This is a genomic window from Methanobrevibacter sp. 87.7, from assembly GCF_002208625.1.
In the GTDB taxonomy this organism is placed as follows: domain Archaea; phylum Methanobacteriota; class Methanobacteria; order Methanobacteriales; family Methanobacteriaceae; genus Methanarmilla.
The window spans coordinates 1-14,813 of sequence record NZ_MRCT01000001.1 but is presented as its reverse complement, the minus strand read 5'-3'; the positions used below and the strand labels follow the sequence as shown (position 1 = coordinate 14,813).

At 24.7% G+C, this 14,813-nt stretch carries 9 protein-coding genes; 3 read left to right on the top strand and 6 right to left on the bottom strand.

Features of this window, described 5'->3' with window-relative positions; genetic code table 11:
• The first annotated feature begins 25 nt into the window (after window positions 1-25).
• Together thiM and thiE are read left to right on the top strand one after the other, a co-directional pair.
• On the top strand, window positions 26-913 hold the full coding sequence (gene thiM, locus BGI41_RS00045; protein WP_088538216.1) for a hydroxyethylthiazole kinase: 888 nt from the start codon (window positions 26-28) through the stop codon (window positions 911-913).
• 117 nt (window positions 914-1,030) lie between these two features.
• On the top strand, window positions 1,031-1,657 hold the full coding sequence (gene thiE / locus BGI41_RS00040) for a thiamine phosphate synthase (RefSeq protein WP_088538215.1): 627 nt from the start codon (window positions 1,031-1,033) through the stop codon (window positions 1,655-1,657).
• 215 nt (window positions 1,658-1,872) lie between these two features.
• On the opposite strand, the gene BGI41_RS00035 is transcribed toward thiE, so the two are convergent.
• The 4 genes from BGI41_RS00035 to tpiA all read right to left on the bottom strand — a co-directional run bounded on the left by BGI41_RS00035 (window position 1,873) and on the right by tpiA (window position 5,326).
• Window positions 1,873-3,117, bottom strand: coding sequence for a phosphoglycerate kinase (locus BGI41_RS00035; protein WP_088538214.1), 1,245 nt, complete (start codon window positions 3,115-3,117; stop codon window positions 1,873-1,875).
• A gap of 172 nt (window positions 3,118-3,289) precedes the next feature.
• Window positions 3,290-3,925 (bottom strand): MBL fold metallo-hydrolase, encoded by a 636-nt coding sequence (locus tag BGI41_RS00030; RefSeq protein ID WP_088538213.1) that lies wholly within the window; start codon window positions 3,923-3,925, stop codon window positions 3,290-3,292.
• A 49-nt stretch (window positions 3,926-3,974) separates the two neighbouring features.
• Complete coding sequence (locus BGI41_RS00025) at window positions 3,975-4,640, bottom strand: N-acetyltransferase (RefSeq protein ID WP_088538212.1); 666 nt, start codon at window positions 4,638-4,640, stop codon at window positions 3,975-3,977.
• Between the two features lie 17 nt (window positions 4,641-4,657).
• Window positions 4,658-5,326 carry a triose-phosphate isomerase gene (tpiA, locus tag BGI41_RS00020; protein ID WP_088538232.1) on the bottom strand — a complete coding sequence of 223 codons (669 nt, stop codon included), beginning with the start codon at window positions 5,324-5,326 and terminating at the stop codon, window positions 4,658-4,660.
• Between the two features lie 204 nt (window positions 5,327-5,530).
• Between tpiA and twy1 the strand changes: the two genes are divergently transcribed.
• On the top strand, window positions 5,531-6,451 hold the full coding sequence (gene twy1 / locus BGI41_RS00015) for a 4-demethylwyosine synthase TYW1 (RefSeq protein WP_088538211.1): 921 nt from the start codon (window positions 5,531-5,533) through the stop codon (window positions 6,449-6,451).
• A gap of 367 nt (window positions 6,452-6,818) precedes the next feature.
• Here twy1 and BGI41_RS00010 read toward each other — a convergent pair whose 3' ends face one another.
• Together BGI41_RS00010 and BGI41_RS00005 are read right to left on the bottom strand one after the other, a co-directional pair.
• Window positions 6,819-9,278 (bottom strand): Ig-like domain-containing protein, encoded by a 2,460-nt coding sequence (locus tag BGI41_RS00010; protein WP_088538210.1) that lies wholly within the window; start codon window positions 9,276-9,278, stop codon window positions 6,819-6,821.
• A gap of 430 nt (window positions 9,279-9,708) precedes the next feature.
• Entirely contained in the window at window positions 9,709-14,547 is a 4,839-nt protein-coding gene (locus BGI41_RS00005; RefSeq protein ID WP_088538209.1) for an Ig-like domain repeat protein, read from the bottom strand.
• Window positions 14,548-14,813 lie beyond the last annotated feature (266 nt).

The window sequence follows — 14,813 nt, the reverse complement described above, 5'->3', positions numbered from 1 at the left end:
AATAAAAATTAGTATAAGTTAAAATATGACAGATAATAATGAAATAATTAATAAATGTTTAAAAGCATTAGAAAATTTAAGAAGAAAAGCACCACTTACACAATGTATTACAAATATTGTAACTGTTAATGATTGTGCAAATGCAGTTCTTGCAATTGGTGCATCACCTTTAATGTCAAATGATGAATCAGAACAAAGAGAAATAGCTAAAATAGATAATGCAATTGTAATTAATATTGGTACATTAACTAAAAGTCAAATAGCTGGAATGTTTACATCTGCAGATGAAGCATATAAAATTCAAACACCAATTGTTCTTGATCCTGTAGGAATTGGAATTAGTGGACTTAGAAATGATACAACATTAAAAATTATTAGAGATTATCATCCAACTGCAATACGTGCAAATATGTCTGAAATTAAAGCAATTGCTAAATTTGTTGGAATTTTAGAAAATGTTGAAAATATTGTTAAAGGTGTAGATGTAGCAGATGAAGATATCATATCTAGTAATAACATTAAAGTAAATGGAAGAATTGTTAAAAAATTAGCAAACCAACTTAATACAATTGTATTTGCAAGTGGACCAATTGATATTATATCAGATGGAGAAAACACATACACCATAGAAAATGGTAGTGACATGATGCCACGTATAACTGGAACTGGATGTATGTTATCATCAATACTTGGTGCATTCATTGGATCAAATGATGACAAACTAATAGCTACAATTACTGCTGGATTAAGTATGGGAATTGCAGGAGAAATAGCTGGAGAATACTGTAAAGAAAACAATTTAGGAACAGGTAGCTTTAGAACTCAGCTTATTGATGAATTATATAAATTAAATAATGAAGAAATTCTTAATAAATCTAAATTAAATAATATTTTAAAAGTAAATATAAATTAAATATTAAATCTATAATATAATTATAAAAATTTTTTAAATAAGATTTTAAAATAATTATAAAAACTTAAATTTATTTAATAAATAATTTTTTATTAATTTTTAAAATGGAGGAATAATATGAAAGACATTGATTATTCTTTATATCTTGTAACTAATAGTAAAGATAAAAGAAATCAAGAATTCTTAAATATCATTGAAGAAAGTATTAAAGGTGGAGTAAGTATTGTACAAGTTCGTGAAAAAGAATTAGATCTTATACCATTTTATGAAAAAGCAAAGGCAGTTAAAGAAATAACTGATAAGTATGATATTCCACTTATAATCAATGATAGATTAAGTATTGCAATAGCTCTTGGTGCAGATGGTGCACATGTAGGTCAAGATGATATTGATGGTGCATTAGCAAGAGATATACTTGGACCAGATAGAATACTTGGAATTTCTGCTCAAACAGTTGAACAAGCAAAAAAAGCAGAAGAAGATGGTGCTGATTATATTGGTTGTGGAGCTGTTTTTACAACAAATACTAAAAAAGATGCAGATTCTGTAAGTATTGAAGACTTTAAAAAAATAAAAGAATCTGTAAATATTCCAGTAATTGCTATTGGTGGAATTAAAACAGAAAATGTTAAAGAATTAAAAGGTACTGGTGCAGATGGAATATCTGTAGTTTCTGCAATTATGAATGCAGAAGAACCAAAAAAAGCTAGTGAAAAATTACTTGAAGAGTTTAAAAAAATATAATTAAACTCTTATATTATTTCTCATATTTATTTAAATATAAAAAAATAAATAATAAATAGAATCTATTTTTAAAAGAACTTAATTTCAAGATATTAAAAACTTATAAAATCTATTTTTAAAAAAAAAATAATTTAAAAAAATAGCTAAAAATATTAAAACAAGAAAATAACTGAAAACTAAAAAATAGCTAAAAATATTAAAAAATATAAAAAAAATTATAGATTTAATTTTTTATCAAATCTTTTTTTATTATTAATTAATGCTTCAACTGCATCTAGTTTTTTACCAGCAAGTAAATTAATACAAGCTCCACCACCACTACTTACATGATTAACCTTATTTTCATATCCCATATTTACAGTAGCAGCACCAATATGTCCACCACCAATAATTGAATAACCATTAGATGATACAATAGCATTAATAATATCTTCAGTACCTATTGAAAATAATGGATTTTCAAATACTCCTGCAGGACCATTTGCAAATATTGTTTCTGCATGCATAATAGATTTCGCATATTCTGCACTAGTGTTTTTACCAATATCATAAATTGGATAATCTGGAATTTCATCAATAGAAACATCTACTCTTTCATTACCTATTTCAACAGCTACATCTTTAGGATATACTATTTGATTAGGATATTTCTCAAGTAAACCTTTACATTTATCAATCATATCAAGATATCCTTGAGATTTAATTAAATCCATATTTGGTTTTCCAATATTATATCCTGCTGCTGCAAGGAATATATTTGCAACAAGACCACTTGTTAAAACATAATCAGCAGTACCATTTTCACATACATTTTCAGCTACCATAATAGAATCATCAGCTTTCATACCACCAAGTGCAAATACACATGGAGATTTAACATTATCTAAAGTAGATTGAATAATATGTAATTCATGTTCCATTACACGACCTGCAGCAGAAGGTGTATTAAGTGTAAAACCTACAAGTGAAACTTGTCCACGATGAGCAGCTGCAAAAGCATCATTAACAAAATAATCAATTAATGGTGAAAGTTCACGTACAATCATAGATTGTGCTTGTTGTTCAATAGGACGTTTTAATGATTCTTCTGAAAAAAACCTAACATTTTCAAGAAGAAGAATTTCCCCTGGACGTAGATTATTAATTGCAAGTTTAGCAGGAGTTGAGAATATACTATCAACATATTTAACTTTCCTTCTAAGAAGTCTACTTAAAACATCAGAATGTTGTCTTAAAGTGGTAAAATCTTTTTTACCTGGACGTGATTGATGAGCTAAAATTATCACTCTAGCTCCTTTTCTTGCAAGTTCCAAAATTGTTTTAGAATGCAATTTCATACGTGTATCATCTAAAATAGAACCAGTGTTTGGATCTACTGGTGAATTAATATCAATTCTTAAAAGTACTGTCTTACCTTCTACATCAAAATCATCAATAGTATAAAACTTTCCAACCATTATCCCACTCTTAAAAAATATATTATTAATAAATTTGTAATTACTATTTTATAAAATTTAGTAAAATATCAAAATTAAATACTTAAAGAAGGTATAAATTTGTAATTACTATTTTATAAAATATTAAAATTAAATATTTAAAGAAGACATGAATATTAAATTAAAAAATTTAAAATTAATACCATTTATTTGCATTATCACTAGATAGTTTAACAGATGCAGAACCATTTCCAACTATATATGGACCATGTCCAGTGAAAACATTTTCAACATCTAATTTAGAAAGTCTATTAAGTGAATTTTTCATATCTTCAGTACTACCTGTTTTAAAATCACTTCTTCCAAAACTACCATCTGAGAATACAGTATCTCCAGTGATTAATGATTTACCATCATATAAACATATACCACCATGAGTATGTCCTGGAGTATGAATAACTTTAAAATCATTAAATTTATCATTTTCATGAATTACAGATACATCAATATCTGGAACTTTAGATCCAAAATGACTTGCAACTGTTTCTTCACCATCTGCTCTTTTAACTGCATCTGCATCTAATTCATGCATATAAACTTCAAGACCATATTCTTTTTGTAAATATTCATCTGCACCTATATGATCAAAATGACAATGAGTATTTACAATCTTATTAATATCCTCAATTTTTATATTAGCTTCTTTAAGATTTTCAAAAAAATAATCTAAATGACGACCTGTTCCAGGATCTACTAAAACATCATCAAAAATATAGGAATTAGAATCTAAATCCATACCAATAATAGCAACTACATTACCTACTCTTTCCATAATATCAACTTTTAACTTTTAATTAAATAATTTTAAATATTAATAATAATTATTTTAAATCTAATTTCATACCATAGCAACCATAATCAAGACCAAAATAATATGAAATACAAATTCCTGCAATTATATTACTAATAAAACCATGTTTATAATTATTATTAAATAGTTTAAAGAAATTATAACTATCTTGTTTAAATCCAAATTTAGAATAAAAATTAGGTAAAGACTTTTTAAATGATTCAACATCTAATTTTACACAATCACAACCTAAATCTTTAGCAATATTAATACAATAATTAACTAATTTAGAACCCATTTTATTATGTCTAAATTTAGGATTTACATATAAAATTCCAATATAATACTCATTATCTCCAACATATGAAGCAAGAATCTCATCTAAAATTGTAAACATGTACACTCTAAAACGTGAACTACAATTTGTATCTAAAAATGCTTTAATTATTTCAGAATATGAAAAATCACAACCCATATATGAGATTACTATACCTAATATATTATTATCTTCAGAAGCAACAGTTATAAAATCTCTATGATAAAGATTTTTAGTATCTGAAAGTATTAATTTAGATATTGCTTTAATTGCATTATCTTTATTTTTAAATAAAAAATTAAACATTTGATCGGTTTGATAAATCCAATCAGCAATAATATCTATATTATCATCTTCAGATAATGATCTATAAACAACCATATTATCTATAAAAAGATTTATAATTTACTTACAAGGTCAAGTAAAGCATTTCTTGGATCTTCAGCTTTAACAATACCTGATGCAAGAAGTACTCCTTCAGCACCTAAATCAATTGCTGAACGCATATCTTCACCAGTAGAAATACCTGCACCACATAAAACTTTAACATCTTTATTGATAGATTTAACTTTATCAACAGTTCCTTTAACTACTTCTGGTTCTGCTTGAGATACAGAAATACCAGTTCCAATAAGTTGAGGAGGTTCAATAGCAACAATATCTGGATTAAAACATGCTGCAGCTACACTAGTTTCAACGTTATTTGTACAGATACAAGATATTAAATTATTATCTTTTAATTTTTGATTAATTGACTGAATATCTGCAAGTGTTAATCTTTTTTCTGAATGATTTAATAAACTTCCATCAATACCATTATCAATTAATGCTTCAAATAAAGTAGAACCTGTATGACTACCTGGAGAAATAGCATCAATATGTTGAGATAAAATAGGAATACTAGTTTCTTCTTTTATTCTGTAAATATCACAAGCTTGAGGTGCAGCTATCATTTGAATTCCAGATTCATCAGCAGCACTTTCTAATGCTTTAGCTAAATCTAAAGCTTTTTCACCACTTGCTTCTAAATAAGTTTTGAAGTTTAAGATTACAACAGGAGTTTTAATATTAACCATAATTTATACCTCATTAGTTATATAATTAAATTATTTTAAATTAAAAATTACAATATTAATTATATAATTTATAGATTAATATATAAATAATTAAAGAAGTATTTAAATTATAGAATTTAATAATAAAAATATATTAATAAATTAAATTTTCATACTAATTAAAAAAAATATAAATAAATAGAATTAGGTAATCTTATGGCATTAACAAGGGAAGAACAAAAAATATTAGAAAAAAGTGGTTATCGTTTTTTAGGAAAAAATGGTCATGCAGCATGTAAAATTTGTCATTGGACACGTGAAAGTATTGTAAATCGTGATGTTTGTTATAAACAGAAATTTTATGGAATAGAATCTCATAGATGTTTACAAATGTCTCCTGCAGTTCCATTTTGTCAACAAAAATGTTCATTTTGTTGGAGAGATTTATCACTTACTAAAACAGAATGGGAAGGTCCATGGGATGATCCAGAAACAATTATAGAAGATGGAATAAGAGAACATAATAAACTTTTATGTGGATATTATGGTAATGATAAAGCAGATAAAAAGAAATTAGAAGAAATGAAAAAACCAACAAATGCTGCAATTTCTCTTGCAGGAGAACCTACATTATATCCAGATATTGATGGTCTTATCGGTGAGTTTAATCATCAAGGATTCTCAACATTTCTTGTATCAAATGGTCAAAATTATGAAAAATTAAATAGTCTAGAAAATGAACCAAGTCAAACATACCTTTCCTTAGATGCTCCTAACAGTAAAATATATAAAAACTTATGTAACCCACAAATAGATGATGCTTGGGATAATTTAAACAAATCACTTGAAATTCTTAATACATTTACTAATAATACTGCACTTCGAATAACCGTTGTTAAAGGAAAAAACATGATTAATCCAGAGGATTATGCAAAACTTATTGAAAAAGCCGATCCAACATATATTGAAGTAAAATCTTATATGTGTGTAGGTTCATCAAGAGATAGATTAAGTTTAGATAATATGCCAACTTACGATGAAGTTAATAAATTTGCATCAGAAATTGGAGAAAATTGTGGTCGTAGTATAACAAATGGTTCTGAAATAAGCCGTGTTGTACTACTTACAAAAGATTAAACAAAAAAAAATCTCTAACAAAAAACTATCTACAAATTACAAAAAACTCCAATAAAAACTACATACAACTTACACAAAAAACCAAAAAAAACTTTTAACAATAAAATACATTAACTTATTACATATAAAAAAAATTAATCTAATTAATCTTTTAATTTAAATTTATAATAAAATAAACTATTTTTAAATTCTTTTAATTAAATTTCTATAAATATAAACTATTTTTTCATGAAAAAAATTAATTTTATAAAAAATTTTACAAAAAACAAAATTAAAAAACTAGAAAAAACTAAGAAAAAATCTAAAAAAATAAAGAAGTCTAAAAAAAACAAAAAATAGTCATTAAAAAATGACTATTTAAAAAAATCTATCTTCTAACAGTTATTTTACTAGTTACTGTTTTAGCAGCAAAAGTACCATCACCAGCAAAACGAGTAGTAATAGTATAAGTACCAGCACTACTGAATTTTACTTTAAGAGTAGCTTTACCATTCTTATCAGTTTTTAAATTATATACTTTACCATTTACAGTAACAACTAATTTTTTACCAACAGCATTAACATACTTTTTACTATCTAAAGCACTAACACCTTTAAGAACAAAAGTCAAAGTTCTGTAAGTATTAACTTTAAGAGTACTAAGACCACCAACAAGAATAGTAGTAGCTTTACTATTAACAGTAATTTTATTTACAACAAAACTACCATTATAATCATCATCACCTAAAAAAGCAATAGCAAAAGTGTAAATACCTGCCCATGCAAGGTTAATCTGAAGTTTAGCAACACCACTTGCATCAGTAACAAGATTATAAACAACACCATTAAAACCAATACTAACCGGCTTACCAGCTAAAACATTACCCTCAGAATCTTTAAGAACAACACTAAAGTATCCGCCACGTTCACCATTATAAAAATCAACAGCAGTCTGAGTAAAATCACTAGAAACAATATTAGTAGCTAATCTTGGAGATTTTTTAACAATGATAAAGTTATCAGATGCACTAGATTCAAAGAAATATTTATTTCCAGTAAAGTTAGCAGTGAAATATATTTTACCTTCTAAACCAGTAACATTAGCAATACCTTTTTTATCAGTAGTAATAGTACCTACTTCAGTACCATTTACACTATATATAATATTAGCATCAGGTATTGGATTACCATTAGAATCAAATAAATTAACTAGTATATTACCATAATCATCAATATCAATTTTAATATTAGATTGATTTTTTATAGGATTATTATTATTTACAGTATTATCTTCAACAGCATAAACTGCATAATCACCAACTGTATTATTAGCAATAATATTATTGTTAGTTACAGTATTTTTAGTAGTAGATGTAAGATTTATACCATAATATCCTGTAGAACTAATATTGTTACCTTCAATTATTCCATTGTTTTTATATATTACAATACCGATATTAGCAGATTCAATTGAATCACCAGTGGTTGGATTAGAAAGTCCTAAACCATTAAGGATTATATTATTATCTTTAATAATTAAACCATTTTTATCACCACTAGATCCAATACCTAAAGTATAATTACCATCTGCAGTAATATTATTAGAAATTACAGTTTCATTAGTACCCATTAATTCAATACCATAAACAGAGTTAGCTAAACCATAAATTGTATTATTAATATAATTAACATTAACTGCACCACTCCATGCTGCTGAAGCAATAGGATAACTTACACCAACTCCAGTAGAACTAATATGGTTATTAGTAATATTACCAGTAGATGGACCATTTACATAAATACCATTTGCATAATTATTTGAATTAACATTAATTGTATTATTATCAAGTATAAAAGTAGAAGGAGAACTTATAAAATCACCGTCATCATCATACATAGAAATTCCATTAATATTAACTCCATATACATAACTGTTACCATTAGTTATAATAACATTATTAAGCATATCAAAATCAGATACTCCTTTAACAAATATATTATATAATGTATCATAAGAACCTATACTATCACTGTAAGTAGTATTTATTTTATTATTTTTAAAAGAAACTTTATTAGTACTAATAATAGAAATACCACCATTATAACAGATTACATTATAATAAGTATCATAATCTAATGGAACAGAAGGAACCGTATTATTAATTGAATTATTTTCAATTAAAATATCAGAAGAATCAGAGACATAAATTGGGAAATTATATGTTTTATTTCTAGTATTTCCATTAAATACAATATTATTATTAATTATATTAACATTAGAAACACTATCAACATAAATTCCATATGAATCACTATTTTTATTTGATTGATTTATAGAAACATTGTTTATAGTAATATTATTTCCACCAACCATAATTGCTGAATCTTGTTCACTATTAATAAGTTTTAAATTATTTAAAGTAATATCATCATTAGCTAAACAAATACTAGTATCATAAATAGTAGCATTAATACCATTAATATTAACTTTAAAATCAAAGGTAATTCCATCTAAAACATTTCCATCAGAATTAGTAATATTTGAAAAATTACCTTTTAAATTAAAAGTAGAACCTTCAGGAACAATATCTTTATTTAAAAAACCATCCTGAGTAAAATAGTTAAAAAAGGTATTATTTTCTACATCAAATGACATATCCTCATTTTCAGATAAAACATCAATATTTGAATTTTCATAAACAGAATTATTTAAATCTATTTGAGCATTATTTACTTGATTTACTGTGTTTGAATTAGTATCATTAAGATCTGTAGCACTAATTCCAGATATACATAAAAAGAAAATAGCTAAAATAGAAAATATTAAAATACTCTTTTTATAATCCACACTTTTCACCTCTTAATATATAGGAAAATAGGAAATTAATTTTTTAATTTTTAAATAAATTTTTACAAATTTATATAAAAATTATTTTAAATAAAGTAAATTGAACTTAATCAAAATTACTTAATGTATAATATAAATTAAAAAATATTTAAATATTACCAAAATAATTTACAAAATATCAAAGTAAATTGAAGATATAGTATATAAATAAAAACAATTTATAAGGTATAAAAAAATGTAGAAAATTAAAATCAATAAAAAATTAAAAAAAATACCTAAAAAACAATAAAAAAGAAGATTAATAAAAATAATAAAAAAAATTTAAAATCTATCTCATTTAAAATCAAATTAATAATTTTAAATAATAAAAAATAGTATTTTAATTAAAAATTGAATAAAAATAAAAAAAATATAGATAGTAAATGACTATCTATACAATAACTAATTTTGAACTAGTTGTTTTAGCACTAAAAGTACCATCACCTGCAAAACTTGTAACTACAGTATAAGTTCCTTTTTTATTAATTGAAACATTAATACTAGCAACACCATTACTATTTGTTTTAACAGTATAAGTTTTACCATTTACAGAAACTTTAACAGTTTTACCAACAGCATTAACTGTTTTTCCAGTGTTTGTAGCATTAACTCCAGTTAATTTTATAGTGATAGTTTTTCTTAAAGCATTAGCTTTATACTTAACATCATTAACAGTTAATTGTGTGGTTTTAGGATTAATAGTAATTTTAGCAACAACGAAACTACCATTATAATCATCATCACCTAAAAATGCAACAGCAAATGTGTAAATACCAGGCCATGCAAGATTAATTTGTAATTTTGCAAGTCCATTGGAATCAGTAATAAGATTATAAACAACGCCGTTAAAACCAATACTTACTGGTTTATTTGCTAAAAGATTACCATCAGAATCTTTTAAAACTACATTAAAGTATCTTCCTCTTTCACCATTATAAAAGTCAACTGCAGTTTGGGTAAAATTACTATAAATAATATTAGTAGTTTTTCTTACAGGATTTTTAATTAAAACATTAGTAGACTCTTCAACTTTAAAGTTACCTACATTATAAATAGCTGTAAAACGGAATTTACCATTTACATTATTAATAACAACCATACCATTTTCATCTGTAGTATATGTTTTATTAGCATTATTTATAATACAAGTAATTGGTGCATTTACAATAGGATTACCTGAAGCATCAGATAATTTAGCAACTAAATTATTATCCAAACAATCAATTGTTAATTTAGGTTCACTGTAAATTATAAATTTTGTAGAGTTTTTAGAAGATTCATAATTATTATCACCAGAATATTCTGCAGATAATGTATAATTACCAATACCTAAATTAGGAATTTTAAATATTGCATAACCATCATTTACATCAGCATAATATTTTGTTCCACTAATATCAATAGATACTGATCCTGTAGCTACTGAAGGAAAAACACTTACATTAACAAGTAAATCATTTCTAACAACAGTATTTTCAGCATTAACATTAATATAAGAAGGTGCTTTTAAAATATTAACATATACTGAAGAACGATTTGAATCATAATATTCATTACCATTATATATTATAGTAAAAATGTAATTTCCAGATTTAGTAAAGACATATTGTAAAGAAGCTATACCTGAATTAACATTAATATTACGAACGTCTTCATTAACACCATTAACATTAATTAAAATTGTAACAACATCACTTTCTACAGGATTATTATTCCAATCATTAAGTTTAACAATTAAATTTGATGAAGTATTAACAGGAATTTTATTAGGGAAATCAAAACCTAAAACAGTGTAAGATTTAACATTAGTAACTGATGAAACATTAGAAGCTAAATATTTATCATTTTCATTAAAAACAACAGTTATTTTATAAGCTCCTGGTTCAAAATCATATAAATATGAGAAATTACCATCTTTTAAATCAAACTCAGTTTTATTATATAATTTTCCATTATTATTATAAATTGAAATAAGAGCAGTAGTACTAAAATTTATAGGATTACCACATTCATCAAGACTTATTATAGTAATATTTTTTCCATTTACAACAATATCATAATTAATATTAAGTTTTGTAATACTAACAGAAACTGAATTTGTACTAGATTTATACATGTCATTTTCATCATAAAATGCATAAATAGTGAAATTTGCTTCTTTATTGGAATTTATTATATAATATGAAGAATCTTTAGATAAATCATATATTTTTTCATCTTCACCATTTTTAATTCTAATAGTACCATTTTTAACAATATTATTATTTTCATCTTTTACTGTAAAGTAAATATAATCATCAACATCAACTTTAGATTTACCTTTATTTTCAATATATACGAAAGTTGACATTTTAGTAATATTTGCAAAACCTGTAGAACTTTTATTAGAAGGATTATAATTAGATCCACCTAAATAATATCCAATTATTGAATAATTACCTGCTTTGATGAAATTATAATTAATTTGAGCAATACCATCTTTTACAAATGCAGTATGATTTTTATTATTGATTTCAAAGTAAACAATACCATCTTCAACAAAAAAACCATTATTTACATCAGTAACAATTGCTTTAATAGTAGTATTACCCATAGTTTTACCAGTAATGTTTTCAACAACAATAGTTGCATTATTTAAATTTAAACGAGGAGTTGTAAATGCTTTAATACATGCAACTTGACCTCCATCATACCAATGACCATAATCAGACATATTCATAGAATAATCATATAAATCAATCCAATTATTTCCATCATAACTGAAATATGAAACATTTGGATATAATGTAATTCTATATGAAGAAGCTTCTTCTATAGGGAAATTTGCAAGATTGGTAGTATTAATTTTAATTGCAATAGTAAATTTATCTCCTTTAGCTAAAGGAATTAATTTATTTAATTTAATAGTATAATATCCTGAAGTAGTAGATCCAGAAACAGTATCTACTAATACATCATTTAAATAAACATATCCAGTATAATCAGTTAATGCAGATTCAAAATAAGTTGAAAATGCAGCTAAGTAATCATTACTTACAGAAGTAAAAGTATTTTTATACCAAATATTATTTTTTCCTGTTACAAACCAGTCACTCATTCCACCAGTATCATACTGATAATTTCTATTATATTTTGTTGAATCATTTAAAATAAAACAGAATGCATCTTGAAGACCTACTTGACAGAATCTAGTATCATAATAAGAGACATAGAAATAACCATTATCTCCCCAACTACTTCCCCAACTATTTTTAACAATCCAAGCACCATTGCCAGCAGGAGTATAATAGAAATTGTCTTTTGAATAATTATCATCCCATCCAACAATAGTTACTGCGTGATTAGAATTTTGTTGAGTATTAGAATAATAGCTATACCTATTTAAATAAGAAGATGAATAATACATAGATACTCCAACAGCACCATAATCTAAAATTGCTCTTTTTATATTATCATTATCGGTATAACTTGACCTAGCAGGAATATAATATACATTTTGAACATGTAAAATAGTTTCATTATTAAATAAATGAGAAACATATGAATAATCATCATATATGTCTAATGACTCATTAATAGGTCCTTGCCAACTTACTAAATAACCTACAGACATGGAAGTAAGTCCACCTTCATTAGGTAATAATTTAGTACTACCACCTACAAACATCAAACCATATTCTGAATAATATACAGCAAGATTTTTCATATTTTCTTCTGAAAAATCATAAGTTTGATTATTTGCTTTTAATATAGAAGATTCTAAAGCAGCAAGAGCAGAAAATGCCCAACAACTACCTCCTTCTAATTGATTTTTAACAGGAGTAACATAACCATGTTCTACAAGATTATATTTACTTGGAAGAGTTCCATTATATTTTTTATTATCATTTACAATTACAGTAGCATTAGATCCACCATAATATAATGGCCAAAAACTTTGATTATAAACATTATTAGATACGTCATCATCATAATTATTTGCAAATGTAGTATCAACCATTATAAAACTAGGATTTCCATTTGAAAAAATTGCACTACCAATACCATAAGCATCATTATAATTAAATTCAGTACTAGTTACCTTAAATGAAGTTCCATTATCAACAAATAATGCACCACCATTCATAACTTTATTAGTATTAAATTTAGAGTTACTAACAGTTATTGGAGAGAAAATATCAAATATTGCTCCACCTTCATATTTAACAGTATTATTAATAAAATTACAATTATCAATATTAACCTTAGAACTTAAAGCAGAAATAGCTCCACCAAAATTAGCATTACAATTAGTAAAATTATTATAATTACATTTTAAAGTAGAACTTAATGCATAAATTGCTCCACCTGCATCATCTAAAGAAACAGTGTTATTAAATAATGTATTAGAAATAGTTACAACTGTATTATATACTGCTATAGCACCACCATAAATATAGGAAGTGGAATTCATAAATACTGAATCATAAATATCTAATGTTCCATCTGCTAAATATATACTAGCACCATAGGATGCCTTAGCATTAATAAAACTACAATTTTTCAAAGATACATTCGGATTATAATAAGAATATTGAGCTTTAGCTCCATAAATAAATCCTCCAAATGTATTATCTAAACTACCAGTACCATAAGTTGAATTTGAAAAAATAACATTATTAGCAATCAAATTCCTATAAACAGTAACACTAAATTTATCAAGTGTTAAATTATTTAAATACAATGTACCTAATTCATTAATTGAAAATCCATAACGATTATAAGCATTAATTATTACATTATTAGATTCACCAGTAATAGTAGTATTAGAGCGTATAGTTAAAGTATTACCTAAATTATATGTACCATCCGCTAAAAATACTTTTTTACCATTAATTTCATGACTAAAATATTTATAAGGATTATCTTTAGAACCATTACCATCTACAGATGCAGAAGCATTGAAATAAATATCATAATCCTCAGAATCTATTTCAGAAAGATTTTGAATTTCAGAAGAAATTCCTTTATACTCAGATTTTTCATCATGAGAAGTATACTCATAATAAGATGAATTAGAATCTGATAAAACATACGCAGATGAAGTAAAATTATTATTTAAAGTAGAATCCAAAGAAGAATTTGTATCAATACTATTATTCAAATCCTCTGCAGAAACAGCAGATAAGGAGAATATTAATAATATTAATAAAAATATCGGAAAAAGAATCCTACGATTTTTAAGAATCATAACAAATACTCCAAAAGTTTATTAAAATATATCTAAAAAAAAATTTTAAAACACATTAAATAACCTACTAAAATTTTAATAATTTCTAAAATATAAACACTAAATTTATTATATAAATATAGAAAATTAAAAAAATAAAATATTACCTTATTAATATTTACTAAAAATAAATATAAAAAACTAACTATTTTTTTCTAAAAATTCTAAATAAAAATCAGAAAAATGTCTAAAAAGCTAAAAATAAAAAACATGAAAAATTATATAAC

Coding starts and splice junctions, on each gene's coding strand:
- BGI41_RS00030 (WP_088538213.1), bottom strand. CDS start 3,925: ATGGAAAGAGTAGGTAATGTAGTTGCTATTATTGGTATGGATTTAGAT.
- thiE (WP_088538215.1), top strand. CDS start 1,031: ATGAAAGACATTGATTATTCTTTATATCTTGTAACTAATAGTAAAGAT.
- BGI41_RS00025 (WP_088538212.1), bottom strand. CDS start 4,640: ATGGTTGTTTATAGATCATTATCTGAAGATGATAATATAGATATTATT.
- thiM (WP_088538216.1), top strand. CDS start 26: ATGACAGATAATAATGAAATAATTAATAAATGTTTAAAAGCATTAGAA.
- twy1 (WP_088538211.1), top strand. CDS start 5,531: ATGGCATTAACAAGGGAAGAACAAAAAATATTAGAAAAAAGTGGTTAT.
- BGI41_RS00005 (WP_088538209.1), bottom strand. CDS start 14,547: ATGATTCTTAAAAATCGTAGGATTCTTTTTCCGATATTTTTATTAATA.